This window comes from Kribbella swartbergensis, assembly GCF_054784135.1.
The window spans coordinates 291,763-311,597 of record NZ_BAAGPM010000007.1; the positions used below are offsets into that span (position 1 = coordinate 291,763).

The 19,835-nt window shown below is 69.5% G+C and carries 21 protein-coding genes; 11 read left to right on the plus strand and 10 right to left on the minus strand.

Annotated elements, in window-relative coordinates; all coding sequences use genetic code 11:
- The first annotated feature begins 103 nt into the window (after positions 1 to 103).
- The 3 genes from ACYVOK_RS02890 (at position 104) to ACYVOK_RS02900 (ending at position 2,892) form a co-directional block, all read left to right on the plus strand.
- Positions 104 to 985 carry an HAD family hydrolase gene (locus tag ACYVOK_RS02890; protein ID WP_460660636.1) on the plus strand — a complete coding sequence of 294 codons (882 nt, stop codon included), beginning with the start codon at positions 104 to 106 and terminating at the stop codon, positions 983 to 985.
- A gap of 43 nt (positions 986 to 1,028) precedes the next feature.
- A complete protein-coding gene (locus ACYVOK_RS02895) occupies positions 1,029 to 1,571 on the plus strand; it encodes a sigma-70 family RNA polymerase sigma factor (RefSeq protein ID WP_360359984.1) in 543 nt (180 codons plus the stop codon).
- A gap of 253 nt (positions 1,572 to 1,824) precedes the next feature.
- Positions 1,825 to 2,892 (plus strand): DUF5667 domain-containing protein, encoded by a 1,068-nt coding sequence (locus tag ACYVOK_RS02900; RefSeq protein ID WP_460660637.1) that lies wholly within the window; start codon positions 1,825 to 1,827, stop codon positions 2,890 to 2,892.
- Between the two features lie 93 nt (positions 2,893 to 2,985).
- Here ACYVOK_RS02900 and ACYVOK_RS02905 read toward each other — a convergent pair whose 3' ends face one another.
- From ACYVOK_RS02905 to ACYVOK_RS02915, 3 genes are all read right to left on the minus strand, one after another.
- Complete coding sequence (locus ACYVOK_RS02905; protein ID WP_460660638.1) at positions 2,986 to 4,089, minus strand: lysophospholipid acyltransferase family protein; 1,104 nt, start codon at positions 4,087 to 4,089, stop codon at positions 2,986 to 2,988.
- On the minus strand, positions 4,082 to 5,074 hold the full coding sequence (locus ACYVOK_RS02910) for an NAD-dependent epimerase/dehydratase family protein (RefSeq protein WP_460660776.1): 993 nt from the start codon (positions 5,072 to 5,074) through the stop codon (positions 4,082 to 4,084). Before ACYVOK_RS02910 ends, ACYVOK_RS02905 begins: the two co-directional genes overlap by 8 nt.
- Before the next feature lie 93 nt (positions 5,075 to 5,167).
- Positions 5,168 to 5,269: a 30S ribosomal protein bS22 gene (locus tag ACYVOK_RS02915; RefSeq protein ID WP_008356322.1), complete on the minus strand. Its 102-nt coding sequence runs from the start codon at positions 5,267 to 5,269 to the stop codon at positions 5,168 to 5,170.
- A 109-nt stretch (positions 5,270 to 5,378) separates the two neighbouring features.
- Between ACYVOK_RS02915 and ACYVOK_RS02920 the strand changes: the two genes are divergently transcribed.
- Positions 5,379 to 6,041, plus strand: a complete 663-nt coding sequence (locus tag ACYVOK_RS02920) for a class I SAM-dependent methyltransferase (RefSeq protein WP_460660639.1) — start codon at positions 5,379 to 5,381, stop codon at positions 6,039 to 6,041.
- 14 nt (positions 6,042 to 6,055) lie between these two features.
- Here ACYVOK_RS02920 and ACYVOK_RS02925 read toward each other — a convergent pair whose 3' ends face one another.
- Positions 6,056 to 7,906, minus strand: coding sequence for an AfsR/SARP family transcriptional regulator (locus ACYVOK_RS02925; RefSeq protein WP_460660640.1), 1,851 nt, complete (start codon positions 7,904 to 7,906; stop codon positions 6,056 to 6,058).
- A gap of 54 nt (positions 7,907 to 7,960) precedes the next feature.
- Here ACYVOK_RS02925 and ACYVOK_RS02930 point away from each other — a divergent pair, with 54 nt between their 5' ends.
- On the plus strand, positions 7,961 to 8,821 hold the full coding sequence (locus ACYVOK_RS02930; RefSeq protein WP_460660641.1) for an alpha/beta fold hydrolase: 861 nt from the start codon (positions 7,961 to 7,963) through the stop codon (positions 8,819 to 8,821).
- A 63-nt stretch (positions 8,822 to 8,884) separates the two neighbouring features.
- Here the strand turns inward: ACYVOK_RS02930 and ACYVOK_RS02935 are convergent, their stop codons facing one another.
- Both ACYVOK_RS02935 and ACYVOK_RS02940 read right to left on the minus strand, forming a co-directional pair.
- Complete coding sequence (locus tag ACYVOK_RS02935; protein WP_012923942.1) at positions 8,885 to 9,100, minus strand: helix-turn-helix domain-containing protein; 216 nt, start codon at positions 9,098 to 9,100, stop codon at positions 8,885 to 8,887.
- Positions 9,101 to 9,218: 118 nt separating this feature from the next.
- The gene (locus ACYVOK_RS02940) at positions 9,219 to 10,394 is read right to left on the minus strand and encodes an acetoin utilization protein AcuC (RefSeq protein WP_460660642.1); all 1,176 of its coding nucleotides are present in this window, start codon (positions 10,392 to 10,394) and stop codon (positions 9,219 to 9,221) included.
- A gap of 471 nt (positions 10,395 to 10,865) precedes the next feature.
- Between ACYVOK_RS02940 and ACYVOK_RS02945 the strand changes: the two genes are divergently transcribed.
- The 3 genes from ACYVOK_RS02945 to ACYVOK_RS02955 all read left to right on the plus strand — a co-directional run bounded on the left by ACYVOK_RS02945 (position 10,866) and on the right by ACYVOK_RS02955 (position 13,515).
- The gene (locus ACYVOK_RS02945; RefSeq protein WP_460660643.1) at positions 10,866 to 11,561 is read left to right on the plus strand and encodes an SGNH/GDSL hydrolase family protein; all 696 of its coding nucleotides are present in this window, start codon (positions 10,866 to 10,868) and stop codon (positions 11,559 to 11,561) included.
- Between the two features lie 212 nt (positions 11,562 to 11,773).
- The gene (gene trpS, locus ACYVOK_RS02950) at positions 11,774 to 12,772 is read left to right on the plus strand and encodes a tryptophan--tRNA ligase (protein ID WP_460660644.1); all 999 of its coding nucleotides are present in this window, start codon (positions 11,774 to 11,776) and stop codon (positions 12,770 to 12,772) included.
- The gene (locus ACYVOK_RS02955; RefSeq protein ID WP_460660645.1) at positions 12,769 to 13,515 is read left to right on the plus strand and encodes an endonuclease/exonuclease/phosphatase family protein; all 747 of its coding nucleotides are present in this window, start codon (positions 12,769 to 12,771) and stop codon (positions 13,513 to 13,515) included. The genes trpS and ACYVOK_RS02955 overlap by 4 nt, the downstream gene beginning before the upstream one ends.
- Before the next feature lie 38 nt (positions 13,516 to 13,553).
- Here the strand turns inward: ACYVOK_RS02955 and ACYVOK_RS02960 are convergent, their stop codons facing one another.
- From ACYVOK_RS02960 to ACYVOK_RS02970, 3 genes are all read right to left on the minus strand, one after another.
- Positions 13,554 to 14,150 (minus strand): hypothetical protein, encoded by a 597-nt coding sequence (locus tag ACYVOK_RS02960; RefSeq protein WP_460660646.1) that lies wholly within the window; start codon positions 14,148 to 14,150, stop codon positions 13,554 to 13,556.
- 81 nt (positions 14,151 to 14,231) lie between these two features.
- Complete coding sequence (proC, locus tag ACYVOK_RS02965) at positions 14,232 to 15,035, minus strand: pyrroline-5-carboxylate reductase (RefSeq protein WP_460660647.1); 804 nt, start codon at positions 15,033 to 15,035, stop codon at positions 14,232 to 14,234.
- 63 nt (positions 15,036 to 15,098) lie between these two features.
- Positions 15,099 to 16,028 carry a proline dehydrogenase family protein gene (locus tag ACYVOK_RS02970; protein ID WP_460660648.1) on the minus strand — a complete coding sequence of 310 codons (930 nt, stop codon included), beginning with the start codon at positions 16,026 to 16,028 and terminating at the stop codon, positions 15,099 to 15,101.
- A 176-nt stretch (positions 16,029 to 16,204) separates the two neighbouring features.
- Here ACYVOK_RS02970 and ACYVOK_RS02975 point away from each other — a divergent pair, with 176 nt between their 5' ends.
- Entirely contained in the window at positions 16,205 to 17,239 is a 1,035-nt protein-coding gene (locus tag ACYVOK_RS02975; protein ID WP_460660649.1) for a DUF695 domain-containing protein, read from the plus strand.
- Positions 17,240 to 17,305: 66 nt separating this feature from the next.
- On the opposite strand, the gene ACYVOK_RS02980 is transcribed toward ACYVOK_RS02975, so the two are convergent.
- Positions 17,306 to 18,136, minus strand: a complete 831-nt coding sequence (locus ACYVOK_RS02980) for an aminoglycoside adenylyltransferase domain-containing protein (RefSeq protein ID WP_460660650.1) — start codon at positions 18,134 to 18,136, stop codon at positions 17,306 to 17,308.
- A 127-nt stretch (positions 18,137 to 18,263) separates the two neighbouring features.
- Here ACYVOK_RS02980 and ACYVOK_RS02985 point away from each other — a divergent pair, with 127 nt between their 5' ends.
- Both ACYVOK_RS02985 and ACYVOK_RS02990 read left to right on the plus strand, forming a co-directional pair.
- Positions 18,264 to 18,773 carry a SigE family RNA polymerase sigma factor gene (locus tag ACYVOK_RS02985; protein ID WP_460660651.1) on the plus strand — a complete coding sequence of 170 codons (510 nt, stop codon included), beginning with the start codon at positions 18,264 to 18,266 and terminating at the stop codon, positions 18,771 to 18,773.
- An 11-nt stretch (positions 18,774 to 18,784) separates the two neighbouring features.
- Positions 18,785 to 19,795, plus strand: a complete 1,011-nt coding sequence (locus ACYVOK_RS02990; RefSeq protein WP_460660652.1) for a hypothetical protein — start codon at positions 18,785 to 18,787, stop codon at positions 19,793 to 19,795.
- The last annotated feature ends 40 nt before the right edge of the window (positions 19,796 to 19,835 follow it).

The window sequence follows — 19,835 nt, forward strand, 5'->3', positions numbered from 1 at the left end:
CTGCCACGTTCGGGCGGCCACCTCGTGAGCGGCCGGGGCCGGTTCGAGACGGTGACGCGTAGTAGGCGACAGCACAGGGTTCCGTGCCCTAAGGTCCTGCTTCATGGGTGGGGGTACGTCACGTGACCTTCGAGCCAGGTCGGTGCTGGCCGGGGAGGCCAGCGCCGCGGCGGCCGAGGTCGAAGCCGCGCTGGAGCCGGGTCCGGTACCCGACGCGGCCGCGTTCTTCGACGTGGACAACACGATGCTGCAGGGCGCGTCGATGTTCCACCTGGCCCGCGGGCTGTACCGGCGGAAGTTCTTCACCACCGGCGAGATCGCGCGCAAAGCCTTTGCCCAGTTGAGATTCCGGCTCCTGGGCGAGACCCCGGACTCGGTCGCCAACGCCCGGGCGGCGGCGCTGTCGTTCATCGCCGGCCACCGGGTGGCCGAGGTCCAGCTGCTGGTCGAGGAGATCTTCGACGAGATCATGGCCGACCGGATCTGGCCGGGCACCCGGGCGCTGGCCCAGCAGCACCTGGACGCCGGCGAGCGGGTCTGGCTGGTCACGGCCGCTCCGGTGGAGGTCGCGCGGCTGCTCGCCAGGCGCCTCGGACTGACCGGCGCGCTCGGAACGGTTGCAGCGGAGCGTGACGGGATATATACAGGTGAACTCGTGGGCGACATCCTCCATGGCCCGGCCAAGGCGGAGGCCGTCCGCGCGCTTGCGGCGCACGAGGGGCTGAACCTGGCCTCCTGTGCGGCGTACTCGGACTCGGTGAACGACTTGCCGATGCTCGAGCTGGTGGGGAATCCATGCGCGATCAACCCCGACAGCCGGCTTCGCCGCCACGCGGAAGTCGCCGGCTGGCGCATTCGTGACTATCGGACCGGACGGAAGGCGGCACGCCTCGGGCTGTTGACAGCGGGTGCTTCAGGCGTAACGCTCGGTGCTGTCTCAGCCGCTGTGGCCATTCGCGGATGTGTCAGAAGACGTGTCAGTTGAACGGGGAGAAATTTTGACGACGCCGGAGCCAAGCCCGGACGGGATGAGACGTGCAGAGCTCGTCGATCGCGCCCAGGCCGGGGACGTCGGTGCCTTCGGTGAGCTGTACGACGAGTACTCGCTCACCGTCTATCGCTACATCTACGCGCGGGTGTCGTCGTCGGCACTCGCCGAGGACCTGACCAGCGAGACGTTCGTCCGGGCGCTGCGCGCGCTGGACTCGTTCCGCTGGCAGGGCCGGGACTTCGGCGCCTGGCTGGTGACGATCGCCCGGAACCTGATCACCGACCACTACAAGTCCGGCCGGGTCCGGCTCGAGGTGGTCACCGACGAGATCGAGACGCACGACCGGCAGACCGAGGGGCCGGAGGTCGACGTGCTGGCCGCCGCCACCGCCGAGGTACTCCGGGACGCCGTCGCGAGCCTGCCCGACGAACAGCGCGACTGCCTCACGATGCGCTTCTTCGCCGGTCTGTCGATCGCCGAGACGGCCAAGGCGCTGGAGAAGTCCGAAGGCGCCGTCAAGCAGTTGCAGCTGAGGGCCGTCCGGCACTTGGCGAAGGTTATCCCCAAGGACTTGAGGTGAGGAGGATGACAACGAATGTCTTTCGTAACCCGTCAGGGAGTTTCCTCGTTTGCCTGGTGAGGACCTGTCGGTGACCCCGACTGGCCATTGAGGAGAACGAGAACTCATGAGTGACCTACACAGGGCTCGAGCGCGCGCGGAGGCATTCGCGCACGCCGTCGATCACGGGCCCCGTCACTCTTCGCGACTGAGCGATGACCCCGAGCTGCTGGAGGCTGTGGAGCTGGTCGGACGGCTGAGGACCGCCGGCGCAGTGGCACCCAGGCCGGAGTTCAGCGCCGAGTTGCGGCACCGCCTGATGGAGCAGGCGGCGGCGCGCGCGGCGACGACGACTCCGACCATGGTGCGCAGTACTCCGGACGACTCGGACGACCCGCCGGGTGGCGAGGACGTCGACGCGACCGTGACTGTTATCCGCCAGCGTCACGGCCGGCGCATCCGGCTCGTGGCCAGTACCGCCGCGCTGGTTCTGCTCGGAGGTGGCATCGGTTCCGCCGCCGCCGCTCAGCAGGCCATGCCCGGTGACACCTTGTACGGGATGAAGCGCAGCATCGAGAACGTCTCGACGAACGTGAGCGTCGGCGACGGTTCCCGGGGCCGGCGCGATCTCGAGCACGCGATGACCCGGCTGTCCGAAGTCCGCGAGCTGGCCGAGTCCGGTGGCGACGTGGCCACCATCAACGCCACTCTCGACGACTTCTCGGCACAGGCCCGCAAGGGCGTGTCCCGGCTGGTCGCGTCGTACCAGCAGGACGGCGACGCCAGTTCGATCACCGCGATCACGCAGTTCATCACCAGCGCCCGCCAGGCTCTTGGTGAGCTCGCACCGAAACTGCCGCCGGAGTCGCTGAAATCCGCCGTCGAGGCACTCGCCACCATCGAGCAGCTGGCCCAGCACACCACGGCCGCCTGCCCGAAGTGCGAGCAGCCGAAGCCGGCCAAGGGCACCGGCAACCAGCCGGCCGCACCGAACAACGCCACCGAGCCGAGTACGTCGGCCAACGGCGGGCCGAGTGTGGGGCCGTCGACCAAGCCGACCACGGGTGCCGGCACCCTGCCGAAGGTGACGTCGACGCCGAAGCCGTCGCCGAACCCGACGATCCTTGAGGAGCCGAACACTCCGCCGCCGACGACCCTGAAGACGCCGCCGAAGCCGTCGTCGTCATCGACGCCGTCGGCGACGTCGACCCCGACGATCGTCCCGACCCTGCCGTCGGCCACACCGTCGTGGCCCTGGCCGTTCCCGTCCCTGGCCCTCCCGTCGACGCCGATCATCAACATCCCCGGCGTCATCCAGACCCTCCTTCCGCCCTGGAAGTAGGTTCCTGACACCAGAAGCCCGGCGCACTCCGCGCCGGGCTTCTATCTGTCCGGACAGCCGGCCGAAGACGCCGTCGGCGTCGTCGTGGAGGGCTCAGAAGAAGACGCTGCGGCGCTGCATCAGGAGGGCGTACAGGGTCTGCTGGATGGTTTCGCGGACCTGGTCGGTGACGTTGAAGACCAGCATCGGGTCGTCCGCGGCACCGTCGGCGAAGTCGTCGGTACGGATCGGTTCGCCGAACTCGATCAGCCACTTGGACGGCAGCGGGATCAGCCCGAGCGGCCCGAGCAGCGGGAAGAACGGCGTGATCGGGATGTACGGCACGCCGAGCAGCCGGGCCAGCGACGCGATGTTGCCGACCAGCGGATAGATCTCCTCGGCCCCGACGATCGAGCACGGCACGATCGGCACCCCGGTCCGCATCGCCGCGCTGACGAACCCGCCCCGGCCGAACCGCTGCAGCTTGTACCGCTCGCTGAACGGCTTCCCGATCCCCTTGAAACCTTCCGGCCACACGCCGACCAGATCACCACGCCCGAGCAGCCGCTCGGCGTCGTCGTTGCACGCCAGCGTCGCGCCGCCCTTCCGGGCCAACTCACCCACGAACGGCGTCTGGAACACCAGGTCGGCCGCCAGCGTCCGCAACGGCCGGTGCGCGTGGTCCGCGACGATCAACTGGGTGACCAGCCCGTCGAGCGGCATCGTCCCGGAGTGGTTCGCGACGATCAACGCGCCGCCGGTGTCCGGGATGTTGTCCACGCCCCGAACCTCGACCCGGAACCACTTCTCCGCCAACGGCCGCAGCAACGGCAGCAGTACCTGGTCGCTCAGGTCGGCGTCGTACCCGAACTCGTCGACCTCGTAGTCCCCGGTCAACCGCCGCCGCAGGAACGCCAGCCACTCCGCGACCCGCCGCTCCCCCTCCTCGCCGAACAGATCATGGACGACTCGCTCGAGCCCGGCGAAGTCGACAGCCGCCGGGATCTCGGTCACAGGAACGTCGTCGGTGACAGCGCTCGCCGGATCCGCAGGTGTCTCGGTCGGCTCGGACTTCTTCTGCGGGCCCGGCGCCGACCGCCGACGGCCGGCCCCGGGCCCGGCGAGCGCGCGAGCAGCCGCGGACGGCGTCGTACGGCGGCCACTGCCGCGGCCCGGGCGTCCGCCGGAGCCGATCGGGATCACATCCGCGTCAGCCACGCAGCGCCCCCAGTCCGGCGCCGAGCAGGCGGGATGCCTGCGAGACGGCTCCCGGTCCGATCGCGTCGCGGAAGTCGTCGAAGGCCTCGGCGGTCGTGTACGACGGCTCGAACCCGAACTCGGTCCGCATCCGTGTCGTGTCCACCGCCCGGCCGTAGGTCAGGAAGGTGATCTGGTCCGGCGAGAAGTCCGCCAGCCGGGCCCGCCGGACGACGGCCGCCGTACTGGACGCGGTGAACGGTGGCAGCCGCAGGGCCGGCCGGCCGAGCCGGCGGATCGCCTGGGACAACATCAGGATCCCGTCACCGGCCACGTTGAAGGTGCCGGGGAGATCGTTGACGGTGGCGTGGTGGATCGCCGCGACGCCGTCGTCCTCGTGCAGGAACTGGAGGCGGGCGTCGTACCCGAACACCGTCGGGATGACCGGCATCGCGAAGTACCGGGTGATCGGCGAGTCGGTCTTGGGGCCGATCCAGTTCGCCATCCGCAGGGTGGTGACGAAGACGTCGGGGCGGCGCCGGGCGAAGCCGCGCACGTACCCCTCGACCTCGACCGCGTCCTTGCTCAGCCCGGTCTGGTGGATCGCCCGCGGCGCCATCTCCTCGGTGAACATGGCCGGGTCCCGCGGGCCCGCGCCGTACACGGTGGTCGACGACTTCACCACCAGTTTGGCCACGCCGGACGCCTTCTGGCAGGCGGCCAGCAGCTGCATGGTGCCGATGACGTTGATCTCCTTCATCGACGACCGGCCGCCGGCACTGCCCGGGGTGGCCACGACGCCGGTGTGGACGACCGTGTCGACGTCCTCGGCGGCGATCACCTTGGCGATCACAGGGTTGCGGATGTCGGCCCGGACGAACCGGACCCGGCCCAGCTCGGCCCGCGGTGGAACCACGTCGACGCCGAGCACCGTGCCGATCGACGGGTCGTCGGCCAGCCTCCGGGCACAGCGAGCACCGGCGTCCCGCGAGACGCCGGTCACCATCACCACCTGTGCCACGAGTGACCCCCAGCCAGACAGCAACCCCACACAACACCGCGCCGGACCATGTCGATCGCCGGGCGCGGCGGGAAATGCTTACTTGCCGAGCTTGCGGCGCTGCACCCGCGTCTTCTTCAGCAGCTTGCGGTGCTTCTTCTTCGCCATACGCTTACGGCGCTTCTTGATAACGGAACCCACAGTGGACCTTCCAAACTCAAAGAGAACGTCGGCAAAGCTTACCTGTAGGTCAGGGCGTGAGCCTAAAGCGGGCGGCCGGATAGGCTGGGCTCGACCTGGGGAGGTCGGGATGAAGGCTCGGTACGACGGTCTGGCCGACTGGTACGAGACCCGGTTCGTCGCCGGTTCGGAGACCCACCAGCCGGGGCTGCTCGACCTCCTCGGCCCCGGATCCGGTCCCTGCCTGGACATCGGCTGCGGCACCGGGCGCAACTTCGAGACCATCCGCGCGACCGGCCGCAGCGTCGTCGGCGTGGATTACTCGGCCGACCAGCTCCGGGTGGCCCGGACCCGCACCGACGGCCCGCTGATGATCGCCGACGCCGCCGTACTGCCGTTCGCGGACGCGTCCTTCGCCACCGCTACGGTGCTGTGGGTCTCGACGGACGTGGACGACTTCGGCAAGGTGCTGCGCGAGGCCGCGCGGGTGCTGTGTCCGGGCGGTGTGCTGGTGGCGTACGGCGTCCATCCGTGTTTCAACGGCCCGCACGTCGTCTACAACGGCGACGACGGCAGCCGGCTGATCCATCCGAGCTACCGGACACCCGGCTGGCACGAGGCCTCGCCATGGTGGGCCGAGGACGGCATCCGCCGCCGCGTCGGCATGCGCCACGTCCCCCTCGCCGAGTACCTGAACGCCTTCCTCAGCACGGGCCTCACCCTCGAACACTTCGAAGAACCAGGCGGCTTCGAGGTCCCGCACGCGTTGGCGGTCCGTGCCCGGCGGACCTAGGCGGCTGTCTCGGGTCAGAGGTAGTTGGCGACCGGGCCGAGGGTGACGAGGGCTGAGCCGGCGGCTAGCTCTGCTCCGGCTGGGGCAAGGGCTTCGCGGGCTCTGGTCAGTAGTTGCTTGTCGTCGATCTCTCGGGCGGTGTGAGCCGTCAGACACCACAGGACCTCTAGCAACAGGCCCGGCGGTGGCTCCGGGATGTTGTCGACGGCTACTGGACGCCCTTGCGACAAGAAGACGAGTGGCCGGACCCATGCCTCGTACGGCCCGTAGTCGGCATCCGCCACCGGCTGCCCCTGCCGCACCTGGTGGCAAGCGAGCGCCAACGGCAGCAAGCCTTCCTGCAGGCCTGGCATGCCGGCACCCTCCAGCAAATCGGCGGCATCGCGATACGCCTTCTCTGTGTCCACACGCATCGCGCGATACCAAGTGGTGAAGACGCGGACCAGTGGCAGCTCGTGGCGGGCGGCCAGTGCGTCGACGGCCGTTGCGTGGTGGTCGGCTGTGGAGTAGTCGCCCAACGCGCTGCGGGCCTGCAGGCGGATCAGATGGCCGAGGACTTCGTAGGTGAAGAGGTCATGGCGTTGTGAAAGGGCGATGAGCTCGGCGCCGACGGCATCGCGTTGCGGCGCGTGGCCGGTACTGCGGCAGCTCTGCATGAAGACACCGTTGAGGGCGAACGCGAGCAGCCTGGGATCGTCGAGTCCACGGGCGAGCTGCTCCGCCTCGCGAGCCGCTGCCGCGGCCCGGGGAGCTCTCGATCCCCGCGATTCCAAGGCGATCGTCGCCAGCAACCGAGCACGCGTCGCCTGGTGCTGCTGCGTGCGCAGAGCCCGCTCAGCCGCCGCAACGATCGCCGCAGCCTGGGCCTCGTCGTCCGACCGGGTCCAGATCGCCGGTACGTCGTATGCACCGATCACGCGAGCCGTCAGGCCGGGATCACCGAGCTCCTCGGCCGCAGTGACCGCTGCAAGCCGGTGACGCCGTGCGGCCTCGAGTCCACCGCCTCCTGTCACCGCGAGGTTCCGCAGCAGCCCCACCGTCGACTCCAGCCGCGCACGCGCACCGGCTCGCACAGTCCGGTCGTACGCCGCGGCCGCTTCCTCCCAGACCCGTCCGGCGGACACGGGTTCCAAGTGCTCGGCCTGGTTGAGGATGTCGGTCTCCAGTCGGCTCAACGCAGTACCAGGATCCACACCGAGCTGGTTGATCAGCATCGAGCGCGCACGACGCAGTACCGCGAGAGCGTCGCCCTGACGACCGGTCCGGTAGAGCGCGAGGGCCAGTAGCCGCCACGCCTCCTCGCGCCACGGATGCTCGGTCACATGAGCATCAAGGTAGGGCACAGCCTCAGCGGCCAGGCCCAGCGCGAGCTGAGCCTCGGCCTGGCGCTCCACGGCCCGTAGCCGCAACTCCGTGAGCCGTGAGCGCTCTGCCTGCGCCCAGTCCTCGTCGGCGAAGTCGGCATATGCAGGGCCGCGCCACAGCGCCAAGCCCTTCGCCAACACCGGCAGCAGCTCCCCCGCAGGCAGAGTGGCGGCTACAGCCTCTTCGAAACGCCATGCGTCAACGGCCTCTGTCCGCAACGCGTAGCCGGGTCCTTCGGTCAAGAGGAGCCGGGCCGGTGTCCGTGGTGGCCGGTCCGGTTCCAAGGCTCGTCGCAACGAGGCGACGAAGGTCCGTACGGCGCTCAATGCCCCGTCCGGCGGGTCGAGCCACAGATCGTCGACGAGGCGGGCCGCCGGCACTACGCGACCACGAGCGACGATCAACCGGGCCAGCACGGCCCGGTGCCGCGGTCCCTTCAGGGCGACCGGACGCCCGGCGTCGTCCCAGGCCACCACCGGCCCGAGCACCCCGAATTCCACCCGGCCACGGTAGCGCTCATCCACTGCTCATTCGCATCCTGGAGCCTGGCGGGCATGAAGCTCAACGGATTCGACTACCAGCGCATCGCCGGCGTGGACGGGGTTTCCCTGCACGTGGCGGTCGGCGGCTCGGGTACGCCGGTGGTCCTGCTGCACGGATTCCCGCAGACCCATCTGATGTGGCGCCACGTCGCCGCCGATCTGACCGCCGATCACACTGTCATCTGCCCCGACCTCCGCGGGTACGGCGCGAGCGACAAGCCGGTAGGCGGCTACTCGAAGCGAGCCATGGCAGCCGACGTCGTGGCAGTGGCCCGTCAACTCGGCCACACCACCTTCGCCCTGGCCGGGCACGACCGCGGCGCACTCGTGGCCTTCCGCGCCGGCCTCGACCACCCGGAGGCGATCACGCACCTGCTGTGCCTCGACGTCCTGCCGACTCTGGACACGTGGGACGTGATGCACGGGACCAGCGCCGCCGTCGGGTTCCACCTCTACCTGATGGCACAGCCGCCCGGCCTGCCCGAGGCCATGATCACGGCCGCCGCGGACGACTTCTTCGGCCACTTCCTGACCCTGTGGGCGAAGGACGACGATGCGATCCCGGCCGGCGTCCGCGCCGCGTACCTGGACGCCTGCCGGGCCGCCGTACCGTCGATCGTCGCGGACTACCGCGCCTCGGCCACGATCGACGTCACGCACGACCAGGAAGATCTTGCCGCAGGCAACAAACTGCGGATGCCGGTGAGCGTGATCCAGCAGGACTGGGGCGCAGCACTCGGCTTCGACGCCGCGGCGCTCTGGCGCGCCTGGGCGGCAGACCTCGACCACCGGACGACGTCCGCCGGACACTTCATGGCCGAGGAGGCCCCGGCGGAGATCACCACCGCGATCCGCGACCTCCTGAAACGCTGACTGCGAGGCAGGCGTAGCGAGGCGGCCGGGTCCCGAGGGATCCGGCCGCCTCGCATCTCGTGGTTATCCGGCTTGAAAGAAGGCGCCCTTGAGGTAGTCGTGCACGGCATCCTCGGAGACCCGGAACGAACGACCCACCCGCACGGCGGGCAGCTCACCGGAGTGCACCAGGCGGTACACCGTCATCTTGGACACGCGCATGGCCGTGGCGACCTCCGCCACGGTCAGGAACTTCACCTCGGCAAGCGGCTGCTCACCACCGGACTTCTTTGATGCCATTGCGCACCGCACTTCCAGCACGGATCGTGCGCCGGCTTCCCCTCCGGCACCTCCGCCCGTGCATGCCACGAGCGTAGTGGCTGTTGGTACGAATGGGAAAGAGGGTGTCTCGTGTGACTCAATACGAGGGGTCGAGGCCGAGCAGCGGGAAGCTGATGTCGCGGGTGGCCTTGATCGAGCGGTCCAGCCAGGTGTCCGGGTTGTAGCCGGTCGACCAGTCGGCATACGACGCGTCCCGGCCGTCGGTCATCCGCAGCGGCGCGACCCGGGCGTACCGGATCCGGACGTCCTCGCGCCACGACTCCGGCACCGGCGTCTCCGGGTCGATCGGGCGGCCCGCCACGATCGCGAGCAGGTGACTCCAGGCCCGCGGTACGACGTCGATGATCGCGTAGCCACCGCCACCGGTGGCGACCCACTTGCCGCCGGCGACCTCGTGCGCGAGATCGTGCAGCGCCAGGTACGCCGCCCGCTGCCCGTCGATCGTCTTGGTCAGATGGGCCAGCGGATCCTCGACATGCGAATCACACCCGTGCTGGGTGACCAGCACCGACGGCCGGAACGCCCGCACCACGTCCGGGACGATCGCGTGGAACGCCCGCAGCCAGCCGGCGTCACCCGTCCCCGGTGGCAGTGGGATGTTGACCGCCGTCCCCTCCGCACCCGGCCCACCGGTCTCACCCGCGCTTCCGGTGCCGGGGAACAGCGTGGTGGGCGACTCGTGCAGGCTCACGGTCAGGACGCGCGGGTCGTCGTAGAACACCGCCTGGACGCCGTCCCCGTGGTGGACGTCGACATCGACGTACGCGACCCGCTCGGCGCCGTGGTCGAGCAGCCACCGGATCGCGATCGCGGGGTCGTTGTAGACGCAGAATCCGCTGGCCGAGTCAGGCATCGCGTGATGCAGGCCGCCGATGATGTTCGCGGCGTGTACGACGTCGCCGTCCCAGACCGCCCGGGCCGCCTCGACGGAGGCGCCGACCACGTGCGCCGATGCCTCGTGCATGTTCGGGAAGCAGTACGTGTCCTCGGTGCCGAGCCCGTGTGCCGGATCCGGCCGGTCGGGATCCTCACCCGCACGCTTCACCGCGGCGATGTACTCGGCGGTGTGCACGGTGCCGAGCAGCGCATCGTCGGCGACCGGGGCCGGGACGACCTTCAGTTGGTCGAGTACGCCGAGCGCCCGGGCCAGGCGCACCGTCAAGTCCACCCGGACCGGACTCATCGGATGGCCGTGACCGAAGTCGTACGCCGTCAGACCCTCGTCGAAGACCAGCATCGCCTCACCGCTCATGCACCGACCCTAGCCCTCTCGGCGCGTTGGCACCTCGGCCTCAGCCCGGCGCCCACCACGATCGAGCCACGAGGAGAGCGGGCGGCGCGGCACCCCTCCTGGCCGCGCCGGCCACCTCCGCAGGGTCCGGGTTGCCGGTCGACACACAGTCCCCGCAGGCGGGTCGACCAGGTCGAGTTGGCTACTGCGAGTCACAAGTGGCCCTGCAGACGGTCTATCGGGCGGGGACTGCAAGGTGTTACAGAATTTGCAGGATGCTGCAAACCAGGCTGCGGTTCGGTTGCGCAGGGTTACCAATCGCGGTCTAGTCCTGTACGCTCCGCGCCCGATTCCCGCCTGCGGCAGGTTGCTGCAACGATGGCAAACGGACTTGCGCTGAGTAGCCGTCAGGCCTCACAGTTCCGTCCCGTGAGGAAGTCCGCGAGCTCGATGAGACCCAATCGACGGCAGATTTTCACGGCGGGGGCCGCAGTGGCAGCCTCGACCGTGGCCGTCTCCACCGCGACTGCGACGGAAGCGGCAGCCGCCACCTCCGGCGGGCCCTACGGCTCCGGCGTACTCGGTTCCTGGGCCACCGCGACCCGGGCGATCTCGACCGCGGCGCAGATCCAGCGCGTCCGGGACACCAACGGCGTGTACATGTTCGGCGACAGCATCTCCGTGCAGGACGGGAAAGCGCTCGCGACGCGCCTGCTGGGCCGCGACGGTAGTCAGCTGGCCGTGCACAACTGGTCCAGCCGGCCCACCTCCGGCGCGGTCGACGCCCTGCAGGAGTGGGCGGAACGGTACGGCCTGCCGCGGCGGATCCTGATGGCCAGCGGGTCGAACGACATCTTCGACCCGCCGAAGTTCGCGGCGCAGGTCGACCGGGCGATGAGCATCGTCGGCCAGAACCGGACACTGTTCTGGGTCAACATCCAGGTCGTGCGCAAGGCCCAGACCGCTGCCGTGCAGCTCGCCGACCAGCGCAACAGCTCGTGGCTCAACATGCAGCTGTACGACGCGCAGGAGAAGTACCCGAACCTGCGGATCATCCGCTGGGCCGAGTGGCTCTGGATCAAGCCGTACCGCCTGGCCAACTACCTCCGCGACGGCGTACACCCCTCGGTACCGCTTGGTCAGGACGCCCGCAACGAGCTGATCGTCCAGTCACTCACGCTGCGTTGAATTCCTTCCCCACCCCACCGCCCCGGTCGTTGACATGCTGGCGTGGTGTGACTGTCACCCGCTACCCTGATCGCGTGAACACGAACTTGCAGCTGTGGTGGGCCGCCTAGGGCGGTCCACCCGGCGTGTTCGCACGCATCCACGAGGCCGCCTCGCCGAGGCGGCCTTTTTCGTGTCCTCGGTGGGGCTTTCACACACCAAAGGACACAGCCATGACCTCGCTGTCCGGTATCACCCCGTCCGGCCGGCTGACCCTGGGCAACCACCTCGGTGCCCTGCGTCGGTTCACCGACCCCGACGGGTTCTACTTCGTCGCGAACCTGCACGCGATGACGACCAAACACGATCCCCGAAGACTCGCCGCGCTGACCCGCGAGTTCGCCACGCTGATGCTCGCGGCCGGCGTCCCCGAAGGCACCGTGTTCGTCCAGTCCGACGTCCCCACGCACGCCCAGCTGGCGTACCTGCTGGAATGTACGTCGTACGTCGGGGAGCTCTCCAGGATGATCCAGTACAAGGAGAAGGGCCGGGGCCGGCCGATGACCCGCGCCTCGCTGTTCACCTATCCGTGCCTGATGGCCGCGGACATCCTGCTGTACGGCACCGAACAGGTCCCGGTCGGCGGTGACCAGGACCAGCACGTGGAGCTCGCGCGGGACATCGCGATCCGGTTCAACCGCGAGTACGGCGAGACGTTCGTCGTACCGCAACTGGCCAAGGCCGTGCTGGCGACCCGGGTCAAGGACCTGGCCGATCCGACCACCAAGATGAGCAAGTCCGACGCCGACGACGCGATCGGCACGATCCGGCTGCTCGACCCGCCGGACGTGATCCGGCGGCAGATCATGCGCGCGGTGACCGACTCCGAGAACGAGGTCCGGCACGACGAGGCGGCCAAACCCGGGGTCACCAACCTGCTCGAGATCCTGGCCGCCTGCACCGACGGCGATCCGGTGGCGCTCGCGGCGTCGTACTCGTCGTACGGCGCGTTGAAGCAGGACGTCGCGGATGCGGTCCTGAGCGTGATCGAGCCGCTGCAGAAGGAGTACGCGCGGTTGGCGACCGACCCGGGAGCGATCGACGACCTGCTCGCCCAGGGCCGGGACCGGGCGATCGAGGCGAGTACGCCGCGACTCCACGCGGCCGAGCGGGCGATGGGGCTGGCCGGGTCCGAGCGGGCGGCGGCCGGTTTGGCAGGATCGGCGCCATGAAGGTTCGCGCCGCCACGTTCAACATCCGCAACTCCTCCGCGCCGGACGGCGACAACGCCTGGCCGGTGCGGCGGAACGCGACGGTGGCGGCGATCGAGCACCTCGACGCCGACGTGGTCGGGCTGCAGGAGGTGCTGCCCGACCAGCTCGAGTACCTGCGCTGGCGGTTCCCGCGGTACGAGATCGTCGGCGTTGGCCGGGACGACGGGATGAGCGCCGGTGAGCATTCCGTCGTCCTGGTCCGGCCGGGTGACTGGCAGGTGGACAAGCACGAGACCCGCTGGCTGTCGGACGACCCGGGTACGCCGGGATCGGTCGGCTGGGACGCGGACCTGACCCGGATCGCGACGCTGGTCTGGTTGCGGCACCGCAACGGTACGACGATCGGCGTCGCGAACACGCACTACGACCACGCCGGCGAGGTCGCGCAACTGCAGTCCTCGCGGCTGATCGCCCACTGGATCGTCGGCTCGTTGCCGTGGATCGTGATGGGCGACCTGAACGCGACGCCGGACTCGCCGCCGCTGAAGGCGTTGACGGCCGCAGGGCTGCGGAACGCCGTACCGATCGAGGCCGGTGGCAGCTGGCACGACTTCACCGGCGCCGAGGACGGCGACCGCATCGACCACATCCTCGTGACCGCGGATTGGAGAGTGGTCGAGGCGGCCGTCTCCCACTTCCGCCCGGGCGGCCGGCTGCCGAGCGACCACTGGCCGGTGGTCGCGACGCTAGAGCTCGGCTAGCACCTCTTCCCGCCGGGCAGGTTTGCGGTGCTTGCGGCTCAGACGATCTGCCAGCGGATAAGGAAGGCGCCGATCGAGAGGATCAGGTACGTGAGGACCAGGAGGGTGCCGATGCCGGGGCGGGGGCGGTGGTGCCGGGCGGGGAGGTCGGCGGCCCGGCGGCGGAGGGCCTCCATGACGGCGGCCACCTCGGCGGTGCGTTCCCGCGGGATGCCGTTGATCTCGTTCTCGTCCTGGCCGCGGACCAGTACGACGTGGTCGTCGCCGACGTCGATCCGGTCGACGTCCTGCCAGGCCAGGCTGCGGATGAGCATGCTGGTGCGGGCCTTGACGGCAGTCCGGGTCAGCACGACCCGGTAGAGGACCACGCCGCCCGCGACGCGGACGACGGAGGCGCCGATGATCGTGAGCAGGCCGACGGCGAGCATGTCGCGGGCGCCCATCCAGAGCCAGGAGTTCAGCGCCGGTACGGCGACGAACGGCGTGACGAACAACGCCCAGGCCCACCACGGCGCCGGATCCAACGGCACCCGCCACGGCAGCTCCGGCACCGCCGCGGCGGCGGGCGGCGAGGCAGCCTGCACCGAAGCATGGCTGACGTGCTCGGGGCTGTCCTGCTCCGAACGATTACTCATGGGCGGGACCATAGTCGACTCATCCCTTGGTCACGGCAGGAAACTGCGGCGCCAACAATAACGCCGGCCAAGGGGATGACGTTACTCGGCAGCCAGTGCGCGCGAGCGGTTGCGGGCTGCTTCGATGGCGGAGAGGAAGGCGGCGCGGACCTTGTGGTCCTCGAGCTCGCGGATGGCGGCGGCCGTCGTACCGCCCGGAGACGTTACGCGCTCGCGCAGTACGGTCGGGTGCTCACCGGTCTCGCGCAGCAGCTTCGCGCTGCCGACCACCGTCTGTACGACGAGTTCGGTCGCGGTGCCCCGCGGCAGACCCATGTGGACACCGGCCTCGATCATCGCCTCGACAACGAAGAACAGGTACGCCGGACCGGACCCGGAGATCGCGGTCACCGCGTCCTGCTGCTTCTCCGGCACCCGGACCACCCGGCCGGTCGCCGCGAGCAGGCTCTCCGCCAGCTCGAGATGGCTCTCGTCGCAGTGCGCCCCGCGGGAGATCGCCGCCATACCCTCGTCCACCAGAGCCGGGGTGTTCGGCATCACCCGGACCACGGCGACGCCTTCCGGCAGCCGCGACTCGATGAAACCGGTGGTCACCCCCGCCGCCATCGAGACGACCGTCTGCGACGGCTGGACCGCCGGAGCGATCTCGGTGAGCAGGTCGGCCATGTCCTGCGGCTTCACCACCAGAACCAGAGTCTCCGCCTTCGAGGCCGCGTCCACGTTGGACACGACGTCGACGCCGTACCGTTCGCGCAGTTCGGCGGCACGCTCCTCCCGGCGCTCGGTGATGAGGAGCTCCTCCGGTCGCCGCCCGGCCCGAATCAGCCCGGACAGCAACGTCTCCCCCATCACACCGGCCCCGAGGATGGCCACCTGACTAGTCATGCCCACAGGTTACTGACGAACTGCCCGGATCTTGAGCCGCCTGCCCACCAACCGGGATTCCGGCTACTTCTTGCTGATCAGGGAGCGGGCGAAGAACTGGAGGTTGGCCGGTCGCTCGGCGAGCCGGCGAACCAGGTAGCCGTACCAGTCCTCGCCGTACGGGATGTAGACGCGGACGGTGTGGCCGTACGACGCCAGCCGGAGCTGCTCCTCCGGGCGGACGCCGTACAGCATCTGGTACTCGTAGCTGCCCGGCTTGCGGTTGGCGCGGTCGGCGAGCGAACCGGCGATCGCGATCAGCCGCGGATCGTGCGAGGCGATCATCGGGTAGCCGGCGCCGTTCATCAGGATCTTCATCGCCCGGACGTACGCCTTGTCGACCTGGCGCTTGTCCTGGAACGCGACCGACTCCGGCTCCTTGTACGCACCCTTGCAGAGGCGGACGCGGGAACCCGCGTAGGCCAGGTCGCGGCAGTCCGCCTCGGTCCGGCGCAGGTACGCCTGCAGCACCGCGCCGGTCTCCGGGAAGTCCTGCCGGAGTTCGCGCAGGATGCTCAGGGTGGAGTCGGTGGTGGTGTGGTCCTCCATGTCCAGAGTGACCGTCGTACCGGCGTTGCGGGCCGCGTGGCAGATGGTCCGCGCGTTCTCCAGCGCGATCTTCTCCCCGTCGCCGGGCAGCGCCTGGCCGACCGCGGACAGCTTCACCGAGACCTCGGCGTTCCTGGTCAGGCCGGCGTCGGACAGTTGCCGCAGCAGGTCGAGGTACGCGTCCGCGGTCGCGGTCGCCGCGGCCAGGTCGGTGACGTCCTCACCGAGGTGGTCGAGGGTGACGTACAGGCCGCTGCTGACCAGCTTCTCGGTGGCCAGCACGGCCTCCGGAGCCGTCTCGCCGGCCACGAACCGCGCGACGATGCCACTGGACACCGGGAGCGACGAAACGGCCTTCTTGATCTGGGGGCTGCGGGACATGCCCAGCAGGACTCGCCGAAGCACTACGTGTTCCTCCTCATCAACCCACCCGGCCCGTAGGTCACAGCAATGCCAGTGGTGTCAGCAGGCTACGCGCCTGAACCGAGCGCTCGCCAATCGTGTGTCCGGGACCACACCACCGGCACCACTGGTCCGGTTACAGCCCGTGCCCGCACCCGGGGTCGGGAGAGGATGCGGGTATGCCCATCTTCAAGCGTCGCAAGCGGAGTGCCGGGGAGGCCGACCCGATCGGCGCGTTCTGGTCCTGGTGGACCGAATCCGGGTCCGCACAGGTCGCCGACGCCATCACCCGGCAGCAGCCGGGCGGGGCGAGCGCCGTACTGACCGAGCACCTCGGCCGGATCCACCCCGACCTCGAGTGGGAACTCGGACCCGGCCTGCACGCCGAACACGTACTGATCGTCACCGCGGCCGGCGACCCCGGCCTGCGGGCGACCGCCCGGCGTTGGCTGCGGGCCGCGCCGCCGTCCGACCAGACCTGGGAGTACGCCGACCTGCGCCGACCCGGACCGGCCTTCACGATCCGGTTCGAGGGCCTGCCGCCGGTCGCGATCGACGAGGCCGTGGTGACCGTCGACCCCGACGCCTCCTCGATCCACGTCGGCGTGCATCACCACGTCTTCCCCCAACTGCCGGTCGACGTCCGGCGGCGGGTCACGTTCCTGATGCTCGACCTGGTCCTCGGCGAGGAGATGGTCGAGACCTGGGTCGGCGCGATCGACACCCTCACCGAAGCCCCCGCCGACGCGAAGCCGATCGGAACCCTGCTGCCCGCCGTAGCGTCGTTCGCGTCCGCCCACACCCTCGAGGACGGCAGCCCGGCGTGGAAGATGCTCGAAGGCACCCGGGGCGGTCACCGCGTCATCGCCACCGCCGAATACCCGCTCCGCTCGATCCGCCGCCCGCATCTCGACACCCACGCTGCCGTGTCGATCGGCTATCCAGTACGACGTGAGGACGGCCTGCCGGAGTCGGACATGCTCGACGAACTCCGCCACTTCGAAGACCACCTCACCGCCCGCCTCGGCGGCTCCGGACACCTCCTCGCCCACGAAACGTCAGCCGGGACAAGGATCCTGCACTACTACGTCGACGGCACGACGCCCGCCGGCGAACAACTCAGAGCCGCCACCACCGGCTGGCCCCATGGCCAAGTCACCGTCGCCGTGACCCCCGACCCCGCCTGGCACAACGTCTCCCACCTCTCCGGCTGAGCCCCCCACGCGCCCGCCCTACGCACGCTCCCGCCGCCCGGCGAGTAGATCCGCGCGCGTGCAAACTCACATTCGTGCGCGGAGCATTTCTCCGAATGTCAGCAGGGCGGTCGTGTCCCAGTCGTGGCCGTCGGTGGCTCGTTGGGTGGCTGTGACGGGGCGGGCGCTGCGGTAGCAGTTGAGCGCCTGCTCGACGAGGGGCCGATGCTCGGTCGGGAGCATGTCGCGGGCCCAGAGGGCTCCCTCCTCCTTGCTGAGCACAGTGCCCGGTCCGAGTTCGACCGTCGCCAGGACCCTGCAGGCATTCAGCACGCCGTAGTAGGGCGCCGACAAGAGGTTGTCTCCGGCAAGAACGTCCTGAAGATCCGCCGTGATCGCCGACAGATAGTCGCTGTGAGGCACCGCGGCGAACACGTCCGTCGGCGGCGGGCCGCTCACAACGACACCTCGTCGGCGCACGACCGTGATGTGCGCAGCAAGGTCCGGGTCACGATGACAACTCGTGTAGTCCACGCGGTCGGCCATGATGTCAGCAGTCCAAGCGGCCGAGTAATGCACTTCGAAAGGCCGCGGGTGCTCGTGCTTCGCCGCCTGCGCAACAGTGAGGACCGAGAGCTCGAGATCACCGAGCATCGGCCGACCTTCCGACCGCTGGGCGAGCGTGCGCGCAACCCGCCCGCGCTCGGCCTCGGTGAGCGTTTCGGGTACGACGACCAGCAGATCCACATCGCTCTTCGCCCTGTAGAAGCAGCCCATCGCCAAGGAACCATGCACGTACACGCCGACGGTCCGAAGGTCGATCGCATCGACAGAGTCGAGAACGTACGTGCGCAAGTCCGGATCACAATCCGCCCACGCCTGGGCCCGATCAGCCGGATGCGGAACCTGAGACCACATGCCACGTCACGATAGGCGGATCGCGCTCCCCCGCGCATACGACTTTCGCGCAACCGGACCGTTCGGCGTGCAACCCGGACGTCGGGGCCTTCCGTCTTGAGCGGGACATGGAGAGTGGAGGCACCAGATGGCGGATCGGGACCAGGAGTACGTGGAGTTCGTCGCAGCGGCGAGCCCGTCGCTGCGACGGACGGCGTTCCTGATCTGCGGAGACCGGCACACGGCGGACGACGTCGTCCAGGACGCGCTCTACAAGCTGTACCTGTCCTGGCCGAAGGTGCAGCGGGTGGGAAATCCGTTCGGGTACGTCCGCCGGATGGTCGTCAACGCGGCGTACGACGGCGGCAGACGGCCTTGGCGCCGGGAGGTCTCGATCGCCGAGGTGCCGGACCGGGTGGCCCAGGACGACTTCGCCGCCGGGCATGCCGACCGGAACGAAGTACTGGCTGCACTGCGTGGCCTCGGGCCGCGACAACGGGCTTGTGTGGTCCTGAGGTACTACGAGGACCTGTCCGTCGAGCAGACCGCGGAGATCCTCGGCTGTTCGACGGGCACGGTGAAGAGCCAGTCGGCACGCGGACTCGACACTCTCCGGCAGGCCATCGACCGGGCGCGACAGGCGAGCCGCGCGCTGTGAAGGAGAACGAGATGGAAGACGTACGGGAGGTCGGCGCGGAACTGCGCCGACTGGCCGAAGCCGAGCCGCTGGACCCGTTCGACCCAGCGGAACTCCTGGCCCGCGGTCGCCGGGGACGGCGGCGCCGCAAGGTCCTCACAGCGGGCGGAGCGATCGCCGGCATGGCCGTGGTCGCACTTGCCGCGAGCTTGCTGCCCGATCTCGGCTCGGCCGGGGACCAGCCGCAGGTCGCTGACCATCAGGCCGAGCAATCGCTGTTCGAACCGGTGCCAGGCGTTCCTCGGGGCGAGGCAGGCGCCGACCAGCCGGTGACGAAGGCGGAGGCCGCGCGCCGCTGCGCCCTGCGGAATCCGGGGGAGAAGCGGCCGTTGCGGCTGGGAAGCAACACCGAGTCCGGGCGGACGGTGTTGTACGACATCAAGATCGGGGAGACGGCCGAGGTCCGGTGGTGCAAGGTTCCCGGCGGAGACAAGCCGTCGGCGGCCTTGGTAGCTGCCGCGGCACAGGATCCGCTGCCGACCAGCGTGGCCGGCCAACTGCGGAACTGTTCGGTGCAACTCTGGGTCGATCTGACCGGGTGGAAGGTGATGGCGTCCGATCAGTCCAGGTCTCTCGGGTCGGTCCTGGTCGCAGTGTCGCCGTCCGGACGGAAGGCGGTCGCCTGTTATCTGAGCTCGACTCGGCCGGCGGGGCCGGCTGGTCCCGGAGCCAACTCCATGTTCGTGACCTTGGACTCGCTCGACCAGAGCGACCCGATCTTCACGCCGGCAACAGCGTCCCGGCGTGCGGATCTGTTCGCCGGCGGCGGCGGGGGTTCGACCTTCGCCGGCTGGGGGCGCGTGGCTTCGAATGCCAGCAGAATCGTGCTCCAACTGGGTCCGGGCCCGGGCCACGAGGTTCCGGTCGACGACGGCTGGTTCGCGGTTTCCTGGCAGAAGCCGGGCAACGCGAACAAGGTGTCGCCACTCAAAATCACGGCGTACGACAAGGCCGGGAAGGTCATCAAGGTCATCTCACACTGACCCGACGGGTTCCCCACGCGGATGGGGAACCCGTTCCGGT